The organism is Streptomyces spiroverticillatus (genome assembly GCA_014650415.1).
In the GTDB taxonomy this organism is placed as follows: domain Bacteria; phylum Actinomycetota; class Actinomycetes; order Streptomycetales; family Streptomycetaceae; genus Streptomyces; species Streptomyces spiroverticillatus.
Window position 1 is genome coordinate 342,176 of the sequence record BMUX01000002.1, and the last position, 19,609, is coordinate 361,784.

Genomic DNA, 19,609 nt, shown 5'->3' on the forward strand with positions numbered 1-19,609 from the left:
CGACAGCTCTGCTCATCGAGGCGGGGCAACTGTTCGGCGTGGAGCTGCTGCATGCGAAGGGCCAGGAGGACGACGCGCGGGAACTCAACCTGAAAAGCGTGGACATCACCCTGCGTCACGCCAGGAAGGTGGCCACCCAACAGCCCGGCACCGCCTGCGCACTGGCAATGGAAGCCTTGAGGACCCTCAACTCGCTGACCCGCGCCCGCGACGCCGGCACCAAAGGGGGCTGAGGCCGTGCTCGTCTTCGCCGCGTCCGACAAGGGCGGCACGGGCCGCTCCGTCACCAGCGCCAACCTCGCCTACCGGCGGGCCCTGCGCGGGGACGACGTCTGCTACCTGGACTTCGACTTCGGGTCTCCGACGGCCGCAGCCGTCTTCGCCGTGCCCGACATCCCGCGCGGCGCCGCCTCCGGCGGCCTGCACAGCCATCTGCGGGGCGCGGTCACCGAGCCGCTGCGCATCGACGTGTGGGACCGCTCCGAGCACGACTCACTGCGCTACGCCCCGGCCGGTGCCGGACGCCTGGTGCTGGTGCCGGGCGACCTGGGCGGCGGCGAGTTCGCCACCGCCCAGGAAGCCGTGAACCGGTGTACGAAGCTCTTTGCCCAGTTGGAGGAGGAGTTCGACCTGGTACTCGTGGACCTCAGCGCGGGCCGTTCCTTCGCGGTGGACATGGCACTGGAGAGCACCGCCCGCCCCGAACTGCGCTCCGCCCCCTGCCATTGGCTGGTCTTCCACCGGTGGACCCGGCAGCACATCCTCGCCGCCGCCGGACTGGTCTACGGCGAGCGCGGCCTGCTCGCCAACGGCATCGCCCTCGGCCACGACCCGGCCAGGCTGCGTGCGGCGCTTCGCTTCGTGCGGGCGGTGGTGCCGGGCCAGGACTCCCCCGGCATAAAGCACGCGCGCCCGCCCCAGTCGGTGTGGATGCACGCGGTCAGCCGCCAGCTCGATGCGCTCGCCGCGGAGAACGGACTCGGTCACGGCAAGGTGCTGGGGAGCGTGCCCGAGGAGCCGGTGCTGAAGCTCCAGGAGCAGTTGATCACCGATGAGGACGTGCTGGAGACCCAGGTCGCGAACCCCGAGACCCGCAGCGCCCTGGAACAGCTGGCCCGTCGCCTCGTCGACGACAAGGCCTGGGAGGAGTTCTGATGGAGTCCGTGTTCCGCGAGGAGACCGCGGACCCCCGCACCGAGTCCGTCCCGCTGTCCCATCTCTCCCTGGAACTGGGCCACTTGTACATGGAGGACTTCGCGGCGGGCCGCACCCGGCTGCGCTCGCACTTCGACGAGGTGCGGCCGTGGGCGGAGGCGGCCCGCGCCGCCGCCGTCCGCACCCATGGCCCCCGGGCCCGGGTCAGCACCTGCTTCCTCGTCGACGACTACTTCACCCGCCACTCCTCCCCAAGCCTGGTGCTACCGATGCTGTGCGAGGAGGCGGAAGCCGCAGAGGTACGCATCGACTACCTGGCCCGTGAGTCGGGCTGCGCGCGGGCCGGGAACCGGGAACCCGCCCGCGCTGTGGAGGGGCGGCTGGTGGAGTCGCCGCCGCCCGGCAGCGACGGCTCCCGCCCGCCCGCCTCCGAGGTTGGCTGGCTGAGCAACGGACAGCGCAGCCCTGGGCACCATGCGGACTCCGCCGAGGCGATGGCCGGCACACCGCCCGCGTGGGCGCCCGCCTCGGAGACCGGGGCCCGGGAGCACTCGGTGTTCCTGGACGTGGAACTGTGGAGCGAGCAGAAGGGCGAACGGCTTTGGTCCTGCCCCTTCCTGGCGGGTGTATGGCAGTTGCTGCGGCTGGGGATGCTGCGGCACGACGGGGCCGCCGTGCTGCGCCCCGAGGAGTTCGGCGGCACCTTCCCCGCCGAGTGGGCGGCCCTGCCTGCGCTGCTGCGGCTGAACCGCCGGGCGCAGCCCTTCGCCGCGTACCGCACTTTCTCCGTACTGCCCACCCGCTTCCTGCCCGTGGAACACGCGGTACGGGTACTGCTGGGGCAGGTGCACATCGAGGCACCGGTGCGCGAGCAGGTGGAGCGGCGGGCCAAGGGAGAGGGCGTGGTGCTGCCTCCTGAGCTGCCCGACAGGGCCCACTACGCGTTCGCCCTCGAACCGTGACGGCGGCAGTGGAAATGACTCGCCCAAAACGCGACAAGGTGTCCGGAAACAAAGACGCGGGCCACGAGACGGTTGTGGTGTGCGGGGAGGTGCGCACCGCCCTGCTTCAGACCTCGCTGCCACTGTCCCAGGACCAGTGCGCCCGGTTCCTGGCGCTGCGCCCGGACGAGCCGGTGCGCGTCTCCGAGCGCCCCAATGTGTACGCCGTCTCCCCCGACCTGCTGACCGGCGTGGACTGCCGACTGCCCGCCGCTTCCGGCTCACGGGTGCGCGGTGTGGGTACGGTCCGTGCGCACGCTGCGCTCACCGGCGGGCGGGTGATCCAGGCGAGCGCCCACTTCCAGTACACGACCTCGGTCTCTGGGCAGCGGCTGCCGTGGAGCCACTACCTGGTGCGCCCCGGCCTGGTGGAGCGGCTGGGCCGGACGACGGCCGATGACCTGACGGCAGGCTTCCTCGCACCGCGGGCGACCGAGCCGGGCCTCCTGGACCCTGGATCGATCGCGAGCCGACTGCTGGACCGCGCTCGGGGCCATGAACTGTTGGACGGACAGCCACCACTGAAGTCCCGACGGACCCGGCTGCGCTGGGCGGTGCGGCAGGTGCCACCGGGAGCCGAGCCCTCTGTGCACTTCACGATCGTCGACACGGAACGGAGGACCCTGCTCCTACTACTGCCAGGCCTGATGGACGCGAAGGCCGTGGCGTCGGTACCGCCATTCTGCGAGGAACTGGCCCTTCATGACTGGCTATTGACCACACTGATACGTGTCGTGGAGCGCCGCGCACTGGGCTCGCTGAGCGGACCCGAGGTGGCGAATCGGCTCGGGCCCGCCGTCAGCCATTTGCTGCACCTTTGGCTGCCGGGTGCCCGCAGTGGGCGAGAGCTGCCGGAACTCTGGAACGGTGTGGAACAACAACCGGGGTTCACCCGCCAGTGGCAGACGCTCGTCCAGCGCATCCGCGACCAACTGGCTCTCCAGTCGCTTCCCTTGCACGATTCCGCGCCGGAGTCCTCGCGCGCGCCGACATCAGCGCCGAGGAGATGATCCGGTATGTCTCAAGGAACGCCCCGCATACCGTCCGTGTTGAAGAAGGCTTCCGTCATGGTGCTCGCCGGTCTCGGAGGGTTCCTGCTGACGACGCTCGTGAGCAACGAGGGCCCGGACGACGCCCTGGTGACATTGGCAGTGTCGGTGTTCGCCGGAGGGACGGCCCTCATGCTGGTGTCCCTGCACGAGATCAAACGGCGGCTCCGCGGCGTGGAGAAGCGCTTCGACGCGCACATGGGTTCGGTCAAGGAGATGTTCGGCCGAGGCTTTGCGCAGATCAACGAGTCAACGGCACTCGTCCAACGGCTGGATGACTCCGCAGTGGAGACGCGGGAGGTCATGGAGCTGGTGTCGCGGGCCGCCGGGATCAAGTCGGCCACCGCCCCGATAGTGCACAAGTTCGCCAAGTCCGAGATCGCCCGACTGTCGGAGCTGATGGACGACCTGCGTACCGGAGAAGCCGCCTACCAGGGCGAGGACCACGACTGGCTGCTGACGCTGGCCCGCAGTGCCACCGCGTCCATCGACGCCACCAGCACCTCGATCGACCAGGCGTTCTGGGACACCGAACTCGGCAAGACCTACTTGCGCGCCCAGCACGCGGCGATCCAGGAACGGCAGGTGCAGGTGCGGCGCCTGTTCATCGTGCCGGACGGGCAGGGGCCCGACAGCCCGGTGATCTTCCGGCTGCGCGAACAGCAGGAGGACCTAGGCATCAAGGTGCGGGTGGTGTCGATGGCGGAGCTGACGCCGAGCACCTGGCTCCAGCCGAAGTACAACTTCATCGTCTTCGACGACGCGGTGAGCTACGAGATGACGCTCGCGGTCGGCGAGCAGCCCGAGCCGGAAATCGAGACGACGCTGATCACCCTGCGCACCGTCGACGTGCTCCAGCGCAAGGTCCGTTTCGAAAGCCTCTGGCAGCAGGGCGCCTGAGCACCCGGGAACGCGCCGCGGCGCCCACCCCAGTTGTCCGGTCGGGGACGAGTCGGGGAGGGCGCCGCGTTCAGTTCCGCACGACGCTGGGCGGGACGAATGTGGGGTTTCGCTCAGGACACCGTACGCCAGGTCCTACCGGCGGCGCACAGGGGCCCGGGACTAGACGGTCAGCGCCCGGTCCGTCGGCTTCACCGGGGCCGGGAGTGCGCTGACACCCGTGAGGTAGCGGTCCACCCCACGCGCCGCCGAGCGGCCCTCCGCGATGGCCCAGACGATGAGGGACTGGCCGCGGCCCGCGTCGCCGGCGACGAAGACGCCGTCGACGTTGGTCGCGTAGTCGCCGTCGCGGGCGATGTTGCCCCGCTCGTCCAGCGCGAGGCCGAACTGCTCGACCAGGCCGTTGGACTGGTCCGTGCCCGTGAAGCCCATCGCGAGAGTGACGAGCTGGGCGGGGATGACGCGCTCGGTGCCCGCCTTCTGCTCCAGCTTGCCGTCCTTGAACTCCACCTCGACGAGGTGCAGCGACTGCACGTTGCCGTCCTCGTCTCCCTCGAAGTGGGTGGTGGAGACGGAGTAGACCCGCTCGCCGCCCTCCTCGTGCGCGGAGGTGACCTTGTACAGCATGGGGAAGGTCGGCCAGGGCTGGTTGGCGTTACGGTCCTCGCCCGGCTTGGGCATGATCTCCAGCTGGGTCACGGACAAGGCGCCCTGGCGGTGGGCGGTGCCCACGCAGTCCGCGCCCGTGTCGCCGCCGCCGATGACCACGACGTGCTTGCCCTCGGCGGTGATGGGGGCGACGGTGAGGTCGCCCTCCTGCACCTTGTTGGCGAGGGGCAGGTACTCCATCGCGAAGTGGATGCCGCCCAGGGAGCGGCCCGGGACCGGGAGGTCGCGGGAGACCGTCGCACCGGCGGCGACGACCACCGCGTCGTAGCGGCGGCGCAGCTTCGCCGCGTCGATGTCGCGGCCGATCTCCACCTCCGTGCGGAACTTGGTGCCCTCGGCCCGCATCTGCTCGATGCGGCGGTTGATGTGCGACTTCTCCATCTTGAACTCGGGGATGCCGTAGCGGAGCAGGCCGCCGATGCGGTCGGCGCGCTCGTAGACGGCGACCGTGTGGCCGGCCCGGGTGAGCTGCTGGGCGGCGGCCAGACCGGCGGGGCCGGAGCCGATGACGGCGACGGTCTTGCCGGAGAGGCGCTCCGGGGGCTGCGGGGTGACGTCGCCGCTGTCCCAGGCCTTGTCGATGATGGTGACTTCGACGTTCTTGATGGTGACGGCGGGCTGGTTGATGCCCAGGACGCACGCCGACTCGCAGGGGGCGGGGCAGAGGCGGCCCGTGAACTCCGGGAAGTTGTTCGTCGCGTGCAGGCGCTCGGAGGCGGCGCTCCAGTCCTCCCTGTACGCGTAGTCGTTCCACTCGGGGATGAGGTTCCCGAGCGGGCAGCCGTTGTGGCAGAACGGGATGCCGCAGTCCATGCAGCGTCCGGCCTGCTTGCTGATGATCGGCAGGAGGGACTTGGGAACGTAGACCTCGTTCCAGTCCTTCACCCGGTCCTCGACGGGGCGGGACTGGGCGACTTCGCGCCCGGTGGTCAGAAAGCCCTTGGGGTCAGCCATTGGTCGCCGCCTCCATCATCTTCTCGGTGGTCTCCTGCTCGGAGAGACCGGCGAGCTCAGCGGCGTCCTTGGCGGCGAGCACTGCCTTGTACGTGGAAGGAATGATCTTGCTGAAGCGGGCGGCAGCGGCGGGCCAGTCGGCCAGCAGCTTCGCCGCGACGGTCGAGCCGGTCTCCTCCTGGTGGCGGCGCACGACGTCGTGCAGCCACTGCTGGTCGGAGGTGGACAGGGCCTCGATCGCGCCCAGGTTGCCCGCGTTGACGTTGTCCCGGTCCAGGTCGATGACGTACGCGATGCCGCCGGACATGCCGGCCGCGAAGTTGCGTCCGGTCTCGCCGAGGACGACCGCGTGGCCGCCGGTCATGTACTCGCAGCCGTGGTCGCCCACGCCCTCCGAGACGACCGTCGCACCGGAGTTGCGGACGCAGAAGCGCTCGCCGGTGCGGCCGCGCAGGAACAGCTCGCCGCCGGTGGCGCCGTAGCCGATCGTGTTGCCCGCGATCGTGGAGTACTCGGCGAGGTGGTCGGCGCCCCGGTCCGGGCGGACGACGATCCGGCCGCCGGAGAGGCCCTTGCCGACGTAGTCGTTGGCGTCGCCTTCGAGGCGCAGGGTCACGCCGCTGGGGACGAACGCGCCGAAGGACTGGCCTGCCGAGCCGGTGAAGGTGATGTCGATGGTGTCGTCGGGCAGGCCCGCACCGCCGAACTTCTTCGTCACCTCGTGGCCGAGCATCGTGCCGACGGTGCGGTTGATGTTGCGGATGGCGATCTGCGCGCGGACCGGCTGGGCGGCCTCGGCGGAGTCCGCGTGGAGGGCGTCGGCGGCCAGCTTGATCAGCTGGTTGTCGAGGGCCTTCTCCAGGGCGTGGTCCTGGACGGTGACCTGGTGGCGGACCGCGCCCTCGGGCAGCTCGGGCACGTGGAAGAGGGGGGCCAGGTCGAGGCCCTGGGCCTTCCAGTGGCGTACGGCACGGGAGGTGTCGAGCAGCTCGGCGTGGCCGACGGCCTCTTCGAGGGTACGGAAGCCCAGTTCGGCCAGCAGTTCGCGGACCTCCTCGGCGATGTACTGGAAGAAGTTGACGATGTACTCGGCCTTGCCGGAGAAGCGTTCGCGCAGCACCGGGTTTTGGGTGGCGATGCCGACCGGGCAGGTGTCGAGGTGGCAGACGCGCATCATGACGCAGCCGGAGACGACGAGCGGCGCGGTCGCGAAACCGAACTCCTCGGCGCCGAGCAGCGCGGCGATGACGACGTCGCGGCCGGTCTTCAGCTGGCCGTCGGTCTGGACGACGATGCGGTCGCGCAGGCCGTTGAGCAGCAGGGTCTGCTGGGTCTCGGCGAGGCCGAGCTCCCAGGGGCCGCCCGCGTGCTTGAGGGAGGTCAGCGGGGATGCGCCCGTTCCGCCGTCGTGGCCGGAGATCAGGACGACGTCCGCGTGGGCCTTGGAGACACCGGCGGCGACCGTGCCGACGCCGACCTCGGAGACCAGCTTCACGTGGATGCGGGCGGCCGGGTTGGCGTTCTTGAGGTCGTGGATCAGCTGAGCCAGGTCCTCGATGGAGTAGATGTCGTGGTGCGGCGGCGGGGAGATGAGGCCCACGCCCGGCGTCGAGTGACGCGTCTTGGCGACCCACGGGTAGACCTTGTGGCCGGGCAGCTGGCCGCCCTCGCCGGGCTTCGCGCCCTGCGCCATCTTGATCTGGATGTCGTCCGCGTTGACCAGGTACTCGGACGTCACACCGAAGCGGCCGGAGGCGACCTGCTTGATGGAGGAGCGGCGCGCCGGGTCGTACAGACGCTCCGGGTCCTCGCCGCCCTCACCGGTGTTGGACTTGCCGCCCAGCTGGTTCATGGCGATGGCGAGGGTCTCGTGCGCCTCCTGCGAGATGGAGCCGTACGACATGGCGCCCGTGGAGAAGCGCTTGACGATCTCGGACGCGGGCTCGACCTCGTCGATGGAGATCGAGGCGCGGTCGCTGCTGAAGCCGAAGAGGCCGCGCAGCGTCATCAGGCGCTCGGACTGCTCGTTCACGCGGTCCGTGTACTTCTTGAAGATGTCGTACCGGCGGTTGCGCGTGGCGTGCTGGAGGCGGAAGACCGTCTCCGGGTCGAACAGGTGCGGCTCGCCCTCGCGGCGCCACTGGTACTCGCCGCCGATCTCCAGGCGGCGGTGCGAGGCGGCGATGCCGGAGGCCGGGTACGCCTTGGCGTGCCGGGCGGCGACCTCCTTGGCGACGACGTCCAGACCCGCGCCGCCGATCTTGGTGGCGGTGCCGTTGAAGTACTTCGCGACGAACGCCTCGTCCAGGCCGACGGCCTCGAAGACCTGCGCGCCCCGGTAGGAGGCGACGGTCGAGATGCCCATCTTGGACATGACCTTCAGGACGCCCTTGCCGAGCGCGTAGATCAGGTTCCGGATGGCCTGCTCGGCGTCGTCGGTCTCGATGAAGGTGCCCGCGCGGACCAGGTCCTCGACGGACTCCATCGCGAGGTACGGGTTGACGGCTGCGGCGCCGTACCCGATGAGCAGCGCGACGTGGTGGACCTCGCGGACGTCACCGGCCTCGACCAGCAGACCCACCTGGGTGCGCTGCTTGGTGCGGATGAGGTGGTGGTGGACGGCGGAGGTGAGCAGCAGCGAGGGCATCGGCGCGTGCTCGGCGTCGGAGTGCCGGTCGGAGAGCACGATCAGGCGTGCGCCCGCCTCGATGGCGGCGTCGACCTCGGTGCAGATCTCCTCGATACGGGCGGCCAGGGCGTCCCCGCCGCCACTGACCCGGTACAGGCCGGACAGCGTCGCGGCCTTCATCCCGGGCATGTCGCCGTCGGCGTTGATGTGGATGAGCTTGGCCAGCTCGTCGTTGTCGATCACCGGGAAGGGGAGGGTGACCGAGCGGCAGGATGCGGCGGTCGGCTCCAGGAGGTTGCCGGCCGGGCCCAGCGAGGAGCGCAGCGAGGTGACGAGCTCCTCGCGGATGGCGTCCAGCGGCGGGTTGGTGACCTGCGCGAAGAGCTGGGTGAAGTAGTCGAAGAGCAGCCGGGGGCGCTCGGAGAGGGCCGCGATCGGCGAGTCCGTGCCCATGGAGCCGAGCGGCTCGCCGCCCGTGCGGGCCATCGGCGCGAGGATGACGCGCAGCTCTTCCTCGGTGTAGCCGAAGGTCTGCTGGCGGCGGGTGACCGAGGCGTGGGTGTGCACGATGTGCTCGCGCTCGGGGAGGTCTTCGAGCTCGATCTCGCCGGTTTCGAGCCACTGCTCGTACGGGTGCTCCGCCGCGAGCTGGGCCTTGATCTCGTCGTCCTCGACGATGCGGCGCTCGGCGGTGTCGACGAGGAACATCTTGCCGGGCTGGAGGCGGCCCTTGCGGACGACCTTCGCGGGGTCGATGTCCAGGACGCCGACCTCGGAGGAGAGGACGACGAGGCCGTCGTCGGTGACCCAGTAACGCCCGGGGCGCAGACCGTTGCGGTCGAGGACCGCGCCGACCTGGGTGCCGTCGGTGAAGGTGACGCAGGCCGGGCCGTCCCAGGGCTCCATCATCGTGGAGTGGTACTGGTAGAACGCGCGGCGGGCCGGGTCCATGGAGTCGTGGTTCTCCCACGCCTCGGGAACCATCATCAGCACCGAGTGCGGCAGCGAACGCCCGCCCAGGTGCAGGAGTTCGAGGACCTCGTCGAAGGACGCCGAGTCGGAGGCGTCGGGCGTACAGACGGGGAAGATCCGGTCCAGCTTCTCCGCACCGAAGAGGTCGGAGGCGAGCTGGGACTCTCGGGCCTTCATCCAGTTGCGGTTGCCCTTGACCGTGTTGATCTCGCCGTTGTGCGCGACGAAACGGTACGGGTGGGCCAGCGGCCAGCTGGGGAAGGTGTTGGTCGAGAACCGGGAGTGCACGAGCGCGACGGTGGTCGCGCAGCGGCGGTCGGAGAGGTCAGGGAAGAACGGCTCCAGCTGCCCGGTGGTGAGCATGCCCTTGTAGACCAGGGTGCGCGCGGAGAGCGACGGGAAGTACACACCGGCCTCGCGCTCGGCGCGCTTGCGCAGGACGAACGCCTTGCGGTCCAGGACGATGCCCTCGTTCTCACCGTCCGAGACGAAGAGCTGCTTGAAGGTCGGCATGGTGGCGCGTGCGCCGTTGCCCAACAGGGCGGGGGTGACGGGGACTTCACGCCACCCGAGGACGGTGAGGCCCTCTTCGCCCGCGATCGTCTCGAGCTGTGAGACGGCGTCGGCGGCGAGCACCTCGTCGGCGGGCAGGAACGCGATGCCCACGGCATATGCCCCGGCCGCCGGAAGCTCGAAGTCCACGACCTCGCGGAGGAAGGCGTCCGGGACCTGGAGCAGGATGCCGGCGCCGTCACCGGAGTCGGGCTCGGAACCGGTGGCACCGCGGTGTTCGAGGTTGCGCAGTACGGTCAGCGCCTGCTCGACCAGCTCATGGGAGGCCACACCGGTAAGGGTGGCGACAAAGCCGACGCCGCATGCGTCGTGCTCGTTGCGGGGGTCGTACAGCCCCTGCTGGGCGGGGCGACCGTCCATGGGCGACCAGGCGTGGGTACGCATCGGCACTCCCGTCGTCGTCGTGGCATATGCAGATACCGAGGGACGACACTGGCCCTCCGCGAAATTTCGTGCAGGTTACATGATGGCTGGCTTCTCAGGAAGCGGAAGGCGCATTCCACCATGCGGACACCGCGCGAAGCGGTGGATGTGGTGTGGAGGCGGACAGAACGCCACTCTCCGGACCGTAGCGAAGCAAGCTTCATTGCCTGCGGCGCTTACGGCTCATGCCCGGCGGTCAACTAGACGAAACCGATGAGTAACGACTACTTATGCGACACCTTGCATATAGCCACATCCTACGGGGAGAGTCCGGGATCCGCGCCGGGGCGTACGTCACACTCGCCATCGGGTGCGGAAAAACCCCCGGCGGTCCGGCCACCAGGGGTTTCCTCCCCTTGTCGGGGACGTACGACATCGTCAGAGCGCCGCCCCGAAGAGCGCACCCAGCCCGTACGTCACCGCGGCCGCGGCCCCGCCGAGCGCGAGCTGCCGCAGTCCGCTGAACCACCAGGTGCGCGCGGTCACCCGTGCCACCACGGCCCCGCACCCGAAGAGCCCCACCAGCGCCAGCAGCACCGCGGGCAGCAGCGAGGTGGCCCCCAGCAGGTACGGCAGTACGGGCAGCAGCGCGCCCAGAGCGAAAGCACCGAACGACGACACGGCGGCCACCAACGGCGACGGCAGGTCGTCGGGGTCGATCCCGAGCTCCTCCCGCGCGTGGATCTCCAGCGCCTGCTCGGGGTCGACGGACAGCTGCCGGGCGACCTCGCGGGCGAGTTCGGGCTCGACGCCCCGCGAGACGTACAGCGCGGCGAGCTCCCGCTCCTCGTCGGCGGGGTGCTTCTTCAACTCCTCGCGCTCGACGTCGAGTTCGGCCTGTACGAGCTCCCGCTGGGAGGCGACGGAGGTGTACTCGCCGGCCGCCATCGAGAACGCACCGGCGGCCAGACCGGCCAGGCCCGTGATGACGATCGTCTGCTGCGAGACGGCGCCACCGGCCACACCCGTCATCAGCGCCAGGTTGGACACGAGCCCGTCCATCGCCCCGAACACCGCAGGACGCAGCCAGCCGCCGTTCACGTCCCGGTGGGTGTGGTTGTCGCGGTGCGCCTCGTGCAGTGTCGCTTCGGTCTCGATGATCGCCATGCTCGTCTTCCCCGTGCCCCTCTTCGTCCCTGCGGCCGGGGTGCGCCCCGACGAGATCGAAAGTACGCACGATTCGAAGTTCGCGCTAGCAAGGAAGGCCGTACTTACTTGGTACGAGGGGGAGTTGCCCGCGCTTTCCAAGGCAAGCCTTCCCTCACCCGGCCGGGGCGCGCCGGACCGCCCGGCGGTCGACCGGGTGACACGTGGGGCGTGGCCGAGCCCCGGCGCGGCCTCGGTGTGGCACAGATTTCGCATGGACCTGACCACACGGCCCGTGCCGCCTCCGCCCGGCCCGGCCTGCCCGCCCGCCCGCACCCCGCACGACCGGGCGCGGGGCGCGCTCCTGGGCCTGGCCGTCGGCGACGCGCTCGGGGCTCCGGCCGAGAACCTCAAGCCCTCGGAGATCCGGCGGCGTTGGGGCCGTATCGAAGGCTTCGTCTCGGACGACCCGGCCGGTACGGACGACACCGAGTACGCGATCTTCTCCGGCCTGCTCCTCGCCCGGCACGGCTCGGCGCTCACCGTCGCCCACGTCGAACGTGCCTGGCACCGCTGGATCGCCGACCTGGACGAGGGCCCGTTCCGGGGCGCGGGCTTCAGCGAACGCGGCACCCTGGAGAACCTCCGCCGGGGCCTCGCCGCCCCCATCTCCGCGCAGCACCGGCACGCCTGGAGCGACGGTCTCGCCATGCGCGCGGCCCCCTTCGGGGTGTACGCCGCGGGCAACCCCGCCGAGGCGGCCCGCCTGGTGGCCATCGACGGAACGGTCAGCCACGAGGGCGAGGGCATCTACGGCGGCCAGGCGGTGGCCGCGGGCGTGGCCGCCGCCATGACCGGCGCGGGCCTCGCCTCGATCATCGCCGCAGCCCTCTCGGTCATCCCGATGGACTCCTGGACCGCCCGCTCGCTGCGCCGCGCGGTGGCGGCGGCCGACCGGGGCGAACGCGCGGTCCGCACGGCGGTGGTCATCGGCGGCTACCCCTGGACCGACCTGGCCCCGGAAGCGGTCGGCCTCGCCTTCGGGGCCTTCACCGCGGCCCGCGGCGACTTCCGCGCCTCGGTCCTCACGGCGGTCAACATGGGCCGCGACGCCGACACCACCGCAGCGGTCGCGGGCGCCCTCGCCGGCGCCCTGAACGGCGCCTCCGCCATTCCCCCCACCTGGTCCTCCGCCATCACCCCCTCCCGAGGCACCTGCCTCCCCACCATCCAGGGCCACCACATCCAGGACGTGGCCGACCTCCTAGCGCCCCACAGGGGCGGGGGGACCTGCGCGCCCACCCCGGCCAACCTCCCCACCCTCAGGGGCGCGGGGAACTGCGCGACCAGCCACGACGCACCCGCACCCACACCCCCAAGCCGCGCGGCGAGCGCTTACGGGAAGGGGCGGGTAGGGGGCAGCGCCGCAGGCAACCCGCACCCACCGACAACCCGCACCACCACCCCCGACAGGGGCACCCCCACCACCACAGCCCCCGGCACGGGCACAGGCACCGGCACAACCCCCACCCCCACCCCCACCCCCGCCTCCCGAATCGAGGCCCTCCTCCTCACCCTCTCCGCCGGCGACGCCACCGGCTGGCCCTCCGCACGCCACCGCGCCACCCGCATGCCCGACTGGACCCGCCGCCTCACCCGCGAACTCGACACCTTCGCCGAGCTGAACGCCACCACCACCCTCCCCGTCCCCCTCGCCCTCAACCAGCCCCCGGAGCCCCTCCGCCTGGGCCCCTCCGACGACGCCGAGTGGGCGGCGTTCACCGCACTGACCCTCATCGGCGCAGGCGTGGGCCGTACGACCGACCCCGACGAAACGGACGCGGCCGCCCGCCGCGCCCTCACCCGCGCCTGGAACTCCCTCGCCGCCGAAGTCGCCGCCGCCTCCGCCCGCGCCCCCGAGGTCGAGTCCGCCGTACTCCCCCTCCGCGCCCGGATCTCCGTACGCGCCGGTCTCGGCAACCTCGCCGCCGGCCTGCGTCCCCCCGCCACCGGCCACGACAACCCCCACTTCTTCGACGACGCCGCCTGCGTCCGTGCGGCGGTCCTCGCCGTCGTCCACCCCGGCGACCCGGCCGCCGCCGCCGAACTCGCCGAGTACGACGCCCGCTTCACCCAGGACGGCGACGGCGTGCACGGCGCCCGCGCGATGGCGGCGGCCGTCGCGAGCGCCCTCGGTGGGGGCGGCATCGACGACGCCGTGACCGCCGCCCTCGCCCAACTCCCGCCGGGCACCGAGATCGCCCGCAACGCCCACCACGCCCTGCGCCTGGCCCGCGCCGCGGACGGCGCGTTCGCCCTGGTCCCCGCCCTGGAGCACCACATCGTCGACCACGTCTACAGCTACGGAATCGCCGCCGCCGAAACCGTCCCCGTCGCCCTCGCCCTCACCGTCGCCGCGCACGGCCACGCCACCGAGGCGGTACCGGCCGCCGCCTGCCTGTCCCGGGTCGCGGACTCCGCCCCCGCCCTGGTCGGAGCGCTCACCGGAGCCCTGGGCGGCAGCGCGGTCCTGCCCACCGCATGGCGCGAAACCTGCCGCACCCTGGTCGGCTGCGCCCTCCCCCGCCTCGCGGGCACCGACCTCGTCGCCCTCGCCGCGCAACTCGCCGGACCGCCGCACCCTCCCCAACCAACCCCCCAAAAGGGATGATTCCCCCATGACGACGACCACGCGGACACCTGCGCCCACCCTCTCCGAACGCATCACCGGCAGCCTCGTCGGAGCCGCCGTCGGCGACGCGCTGGGCGGCCCGGTCGAGGGCTGGACCCCGGAGCAGATCCAGGAGCGGCACGGCGGCACGGTCCGGGGCATCGTCGGCCCCTGGTACGGCGACGACTGGCGCACCGCGCGCCCCATCGCGCCGTACCACAAGGGCGACGGGCACGTCACGGACGACACCTTGATGACGCACGCGCTGATCCGCGTCTACGAGAAGGCCCGCGACCACCTCACCGCCTACTCGGTCGCCGACCACCTCGTCCCGGAGATGATCCAACACCCGCTCTGGATTCCGGAGTTGGAGTCCGAGGCCCTCCCCCTCCAGCGCGTCTTCCTCGCCGAGAAGTGGATCGTCGCGCGCCTGCACTACGGCCATGTCGACCCCCGCGAGGCGGGCACCGGCAACATCGTCAACTGTGGTGCGGCGATGTACATGGCCCCGGTCGGCCTGGTCAACGCGGCGAACCCGCAGGCCGCGTACGCGGAGGCCCTCGACGTCGCGGGCGCCCATCAGTCCTCGTACGGCCGCGAAGCCGCCGGAGTCTTCGCGGCGGCGGTCGCGGCGGCCTGCACCCCGAACGCCACCCCCGCCTCCGTCGTCGACACCTGCCTCGCCCTCGCCAAGGACGGCACCCGCTCCGCCATCGACGCAGTGGCCCAAGTCGCCTCATCCGTACGGGACTTCGAGTCCGCCATCCCTCTCCTCCGCGCCGCCGTCTCCCCCTTCGACACGGTCGGCCCGGACTACCGCGCCCCCTCCCTGGGCGCCCGCCGCCCCTCCCGCCTGCACGCCATCGAGGAACTCCCGGTCGCACTCGGCATGCTCCTGGTCGCGGACGGCACGTACCGCCCGTCCGTCCTCGGCGCGGTCAACTACGGCCGGGACTGCGACTCGATCGCGACGATGGCGGGGGCGATCTCGGGCGCGCTCGACGGGGGCGCCGGAATCCCCGCCGAGTGGTCGAAGCAGGTCGCCGAGGCGAGCCGCCTGGACCTGCACGCCCCGGCCCGCGCCCTGACGGAGGTGGCCGTCGAGATCCACACCCGCGACCTGGCCCACCGCCGTGCCCACGAGTCGGCGTTCGCGCACCTCACGGACCCGCGATGACCGACACACTCCGCCTGACCTGGGTCCAGCCGGAGGACCTCGTCGGCCACGAGCTCCGCCAGGCGGAGGAGGACGGCCGCGATCCTTCATCGGTACGTTCCCTCCGCGCCCGGTGGCTCGCGGCGGGCGGCCACGGGGCCCTCGACCGGGCGGGAGCCTCCCCGGCCTGCCCCTCACCCGGGCTGCGCACGCTCGCGGAGTCCCTCCTCGCCGAACTGGCAAGCCTCCCTGCCGAGTTGACCGCCCTGGAACCCACCCCGTACCCGGCGATCCGTGCCGCCCTGTCCTCCGGTCGCACTCCGGGCGAGGGGAACGCCCGCAGGGGCGCGGGGAACTGCGCGACCAGCCACGACGCACCCTCACCCACACCCCCCACCCCTTACGAATCCCGCCTCCACAACGCCTGGCTCGGCAGAGCCACCGGCTGCCTCCTCGGCAAACCCGTCGAAAAGCTCCCCCTCCGCGCCATCCGCCACCTCGCCCAAGCCGCCGGAAACTGGCCCCTCACCACCTACTTCACCGAACGAGGCGTCCCCGACGCCCTCCTCGCCGCCCACCCCTGGAACAAGCGCTCCGCCCCCACCTCCCTCGCCGAGAACATCGACGGCATGCCCGAGGACGACGACCTCAACTACCCCCTCCTCAACCTGCTCCTCCTCCAACGCCACGGCCGCCGCTTCACCACCCACGACGTCGCCCGCCTCTGGCTCGACGAGCTCCCGGCCGGACGCACCTTCACCGCCGAGCGCATCGCGTACCGCAATCTCCTCGACGGCATCGAACCCCCGCACACGGCCGTCCACCGCAACCCGTTCCGCGAGTGGATCGGCGCGTCGATCCGCGCCGATCTGCACGGCTGGACCAACCCCGGCGACCCCACCGCCGCCGCCGAACAGGCCCACCGGGACGCGACCCTGACCCACACCGCCAACGGTGTCTACGGAGCGATGTTCGTCGCCGCCGCGATCGCCGAGGCCGCCACCGGCACCACCGACGTCCACCACGCCCTGCGCACCGGCCTCGCCCACGTCCCGCCCCGCTCCCGCCTCGCCGACGCCGTCCGCCTCGGCATCGACACGGCCGAGGCGTACGACGACTTCGACGCCGTCGCCGACCGCCTCCACGCCGTCCTCGGCCACCACCACTGGGTGCACGTCCTGCCCAACACCGCGCTCCTCGCCGCCGCCCTCACCCACGCCGACGGCGACTTCTCGCACTCCATCTGCCGTGCGGTGTCCGGGGGTTGGGACACCGACTCCAACGGAGCCACCGCGGGTTCCCTCGCCGCGCTCCTCTCCCCCGCCCCCGTCCCCACCCGCTGGACGGCCCCCCTCCGCAACCGTCTCGCCACCTCCCTCCCCCGCCTCGACGGCATCGGCTTCGACACCCTCGCCCGACTCACCCACCGAGAGGCCCTGCGCCCATGACGCCACCACCCCCCACCCTCACCGTCCTCGGCAGCACGAACATGGACCTCGTCGTGTACGTCGCCAAGGCCCCGGCCGGCGGCGAGACGGTGTCCGGCCGGTCCTTCACCACCGTCCCCGGCGGCAAGGGCGCCAACCAGGCCATCGCCGCCGCCCGCGCCGGAGCCGACGTCACGATGATCGGCGCGGTCGGCACCGACTCCTTCGGCGAACAGCTCCGCGCCGCCCTGGCCCACTCGGGCGTCGACACGGACTCCCTGCGCACCGCCGAGGGCCCCTCCGGCACCGCGCACATCGTCGTGGACGACGACGGCGGCAACTCCATCGTCGTCATCCCGGGCGCCAACGGCACCGTCACCGGCCTCTCCCCCGGCGACGAGACCGTCATCTCCCAGGCCCACGCCCTCCTCCTCCAGCTCGAACTCCCCCTGTCCGTCGTCACCGAGGGCGCACAGACCGCCCGCCGCCACGGCGTCCGTACGATCCTGACCCCGGCCCCCGCCACCACCATCCCGCCCGAACTCTTCGCCGCCACCGACCTGTTGGTCCCCAACGAGCACGAGGCCGCCGCCCTCACCGGCCTCCACGACCCCCTGCTCGCCGCCCGCACCCTGCTCGACCACGTCCCGGCAGTGGTCGTCACCCTGGGCGCCGCCGGCTGCGCCTACGTCACCCGCAACACCCCCGACCCCCTCTTCGTCCCGGCCGTCCCCGCCACCCCCGTCGACACCACGGCGGCGGGCGACACCTTCGTCGGCGCCCTCGCCGTCGCCCTCGCCGAAGGCCGCCCCATGCACGAAGCCCTCCCCTGGGCGTCCGCCGCCGCCTCCCTCTCCGTCCAACGCCCCGGCGCCTCCACCTCCATGCCCTACCGCCAGGAGATCGACGCCCTGTGACCCCGGACCACCCCACGCCGCCGCCCCTCCAAGGCCTCCGCGTCCTCGACCTCGCCACCCTCTTCGCCGGGCCCCTCGCCGCCACCCTCCTCGCCGACTACGGCGCCGACGTCATCAAGGTCGAACATCCCACCCGCCCCGACCCCTCCCGCGGCCACGGCCCCGCCAAGAACAACATCGGCCTCTGGTGGAAACTCCTCGGCCGAGGCAAACGCACGATCACCCTCGACCTCTCCCACCCCGACGGCCGGTCCACCCTCCTGCGCCTCGCCGCCACCGCCGACGTCATCATCGAGAACTTCCGCCCCGGCACCCTCGAAAAGTGGAACCTCGGCTGGCCGGAGCTCTCCGCCGCCAACCCCCGCCTGATCCTCACCCGCGTCACCGGCTTCGGCCAGTACGGCCCGCACTCCCGCCGCCCCGGCTTCGGCACCCTCGCCGAGGCCCTGAGCGGCTTCGCCGCGTACACGGGCGAGCCCGACGGCCCCCCGACGCTCCCCCCGTTCGGCCTCGCCGACTCCATCGCCGCCCTGGCCACCTCGTACGCCGTCATGACGGCCCTCCGCGCCCGCGACACGACGAACCGCGGGCAGGTCGTCGACCTCGCCATCATCGAGCCGATCCTCCTGGCCCTCGGCCCCCAGTCCCTCTGGTACGACCAGCTCGGCTACGTCCAGCCCCGCACCGGAAACCGCTCCCGCAACAACGCCCCGCGCAACACCTACCGCACGGCGGACGGCAGTTGGCTCGCCGTCTCCACCTCCGCCCAGTCCATCGCGGAACGCGTCATGCACCTCGTCGGCCGCCCCGACCTCATCACCGAACCATGGTTCGCCACGGGCACGGGCCGCGCCGAGCACACCGACCTCCTGGACGAGGCGGTCGGCTCCTGGATCGCCCGCCACACCCGCGCGGAAGCCATCGCCGCCTTCGAAGAAGCGGAAGCAGCCGTCGCCCCCATCCAGGACATCCGCGACGTCATGACCGACCCCCAGTACACGGCCCTCGACACCATCACCACCGTCCCCGACCCCGAACTCGGCCCGCTGCGCATGCAGAACGTCCTCTTCCGCCTCTCCGAGACCCCCGGCACCATCCACTGGGCGGGCCGCCCGCACGGCGCCGACACCGAAGCCGTCCTCACCGAACTCGGCCTCTCCCCCGCCGAACGCACCGCCCTGCGCGAATCCGGAGCCACCGCCTGATGCCCAGCACCACCCCACTGACCTGGCTGTACGTTCCCGGGGACCGCCCGGACCGGGTCGCCAAGGCCCTCGCCTCGGGCGCGGACGTCGTCATCGTCGACCTGGAGGACGCGGTCGCCCCCGACCGCAAGGAGTACGCCCGCGCCGCCACCGCCGACCTGCTCTCCGACACCCACCCCACCCCCGTCCACGTACGCCTGAACGCCCTGGACTCCCCCCACGCCCAGGCCGACCTGCAGACCCTCGCCCCCTGCCCGGGCCTCTCGGGCCTGCGCCTGCCCAAGGTCACCGACTCCGCCGAGATCCGCCGCATCGCCAACCACACCCCCGCGACCCCCCTCTACGCCCTCCTCGAATCCGCCCTCGGCATCGAGCACGCCCACCACATCGCGACGGCCCACCCCTGCCTCGCGGGCATCGCGCTCGGCGAGATGGACCTCCGCGCGGACCTGGGCGTACGGGACGAGGACGGCCTGACCTGGGCGCGCAGCCGCGTGGTGGTGGCGGCCAGAGCAGCCGGCCTGCCCGCCCCCGCCCAGTCCGTCCACCCGGACCTCACCGACCTCGAAGGCCTCGCCGCGTCCTGCACCCGGGGCCGCACCCTCGGCTTCTTCGGCCGCGCGGCCCTGCACCCGCGCCAACTCCCGGTCATCGAGCGGATGTACCTGCCCACCCCCGCGGAGATCGATGAGGCGGAACAGATCCTCCAGGCCTCGGCCACCGACGACGGCGCCCTGATGCTCCCCGACGGCCGCTTCGTGGACGCGGCGGTGACGGCGGGCGCACGCCGCACCCTGGAGGTGGCGAACCGCAACCGCTGAC

The 19,609-nt window shown here is 71.9% G+C and carries 14 protein-coding genes and 1 pseudogene; 12 read left to right on the top strand and 3 right to left on the bottom strand.

Features of this window, described 5'->3' with window-relative positions:
* Positions 1-38 precede the first annotated feature (38 nt).
* Genes IE269_RS42980 through IE269_RS05900 form a run of 5 tightly spaced genes read left to right on the top strand, consistent with a single transcriptional unit; the run spans position 39 to position 4,105 of the window.
* Entirely contained in the window at positions 39-233 is a 195-nt protein-coding gene (locus IE269_RS42980; RefSeq protein ID WP_308436957.1) for a hypothetical protein, read from the top strand.
* 4 nt (positions 234-237) lie between these two features.
* Positions 238-1,155 carry an SCO2523 family variant P-loop protein gene (locus IE269_RS05885; RefSeq protein ID WP_189821659.1) on the top strand — a complete coding sequence of 306 codons (918 nt, stop codon included), beginning with the start codon at positions 238-240 and terminating at the stop codon, positions 1,153-1,155.
* Entirely contained in the window at positions 1,152-2,117 is a 966-nt protein-coding gene (locus IE269_RS05890; protein WP_189822070.1) for an SCO2522 family protein, read from the top strand. The genes IE269_RS05885 and IE269_RS05890 overlap by 4 nt, the downstream gene beginning before the upstream one ends.
* Before the next feature lie 38 nt (positions 2,118-2,155).
* Positions 2,156-3,166, top strand: coding sequence for an SCO2521 family protein (locus IE269_RS05895; RefSeq protein WP_229897824.1), 1,011 nt, complete (start codon positions 2,156-2,158; stop codon positions 3,164-3,166).
* Positions 3,167-3,172: 6 nt separating this feature from the next.
* Complete coding sequence (locus IE269_RS05900; RefSeq protein WP_189821661.1) at positions 3,173-4,105, top strand: hypothetical protein; 933 nt, start codon at positions 3,173-3,175, stop codon at positions 4,103-4,105.
* A 162-nt stretch (positions 4,106-4,267) separates the two neighbouring features.
* On the opposite strand, the gene IE269_RS05905 is transcribed toward IE269_RS05900, so the two are convergent.
* The 3 genes from IE269_RS05905 to IE269_RS05915 all read right to left on the bottom strand — a co-directional run bounded on the left by IE269_RS05905 (position 4,268) and on the right by IE269_RS05915 (position 11,432).
* On the bottom strand, positions 4,268-5,728 hold the full coding sequence (locus IE269_RS05905) for a glutamate synthase subunit beta (RefSeq protein WP_189821662.1): 1,461 nt from the start codon (positions 5,726-5,728) through the stop codon (positions 4,268-4,270).
* Positions 5,721-10,286, bottom strand: a complete 4,566-nt coding sequence (gene gltB, locus IE269_RS05910; RefSeq protein ID WP_189821663.1) for a glutamate synthase large subunit — start codon at positions 10,284-10,286, stop codon at positions 5,721-5,723. The genes IE269_RS05905 and gltB overlap by 8 nt, the downstream gene beginning before the upstream one ends.
* Positions 10,287-10,703: 417 nt before the next feature.
* Positions 10,704-11,432, bottom strand: a complete 729-nt coding sequence (locus IE269_RS05915; protein WP_189821664.1) for a VIT1/CCC1 transporter family protein — start codon at positions 11,430-11,432, stop codon at positions 10,704-10,706.
* A gap of 253 nt (positions 11,433-11,685) precedes the next feature.
* Here IE269_RS05915 and IE269_RS05920 point away from each other — a divergent pair.
* The 7 genes and pseudogenes from IE269_RS05920 to IE269_RS05950 form a co-directional block, all read left to right on the top strand.
* Positions 11,686-12,688: pseudogene (locus IE269_RS05920) on the top strand (ADP-ribosylglycohydrolase family protein); the annotation flags it as partial.
* 278 nt (positions 12,689-12,966) lie between these two features.
* Positions 12,967-14,082 (top strand): ADP-ribosylglycohydrolase family protein, encoded by a 1,116-nt coding sequence (locus tag IE269_RS05925; protein ID WP_229897879.1) that lies wholly within the window; start codon positions 12,967-12,969, stop codon positions 14,080-14,082.
* Positions 14,083-14,089: 7 nt separating this feature from the next.
* Positions 14,090-15,259, top strand: coding sequence for an ADP-ribosylglycohydrolase family protein (locus tag IE269_RS05930; RefSeq protein WP_189821665.1), 1,170 nt, complete (start codon positions 14,090-14,092; stop codon positions 15,257-15,259).
* Entirely contained in the window at positions 15,256-16,686 is a 1,431-nt protein-coding gene (locus IE269_RS05935) for an ADP-ribosylglycohydrolase family protein (RefSeq protein WP_189821666.1), read from the top strand. The genes IE269_RS05930 and IE269_RS05935 overlap by 4 nt, the downstream gene beginning before the upstream one ends.
* A complete protein-coding gene (gene rbsK, locus IE269_RS05940) occupies positions 16,683-17,582 on the top strand; it encodes a ribokinase (protein ID WP_189821667.1) in 900 nt (299 codons plus the stop codon). Before IE269_RS05935 ends, rbsK begins: the two co-directional genes overlap by 4 nt.
* A complete protein-coding gene (locus IE269_RS05945; protein ID WP_189821668.1) occupies positions 17,579-18,787 on the top strand; it encodes a CaiB/BaiF CoA transferase family protein in 1,209 nt (402 codons plus the stop codon). The genes rbsK and IE269_RS05945 overlap by 4 nt, the downstream gene beginning before the upstream one ends.
* Positions 18,787-19,608, top strand: a complete 822-nt coding sequence (locus tag IE269_RS05950) for an HpcH/HpaI aldolase/citrate lyase family protein (protein ID WP_189821669.1) — start codon at positions 18,787-18,789, stop codon at positions 19,606-19,608. The genes IE269_RS05945 and IE269_RS05950 overlap by 1 nt, the downstream gene beginning before the upstream one ends.
* The last annotated feature ends 1 nt before the right edge of the window (position 19,609 follow it).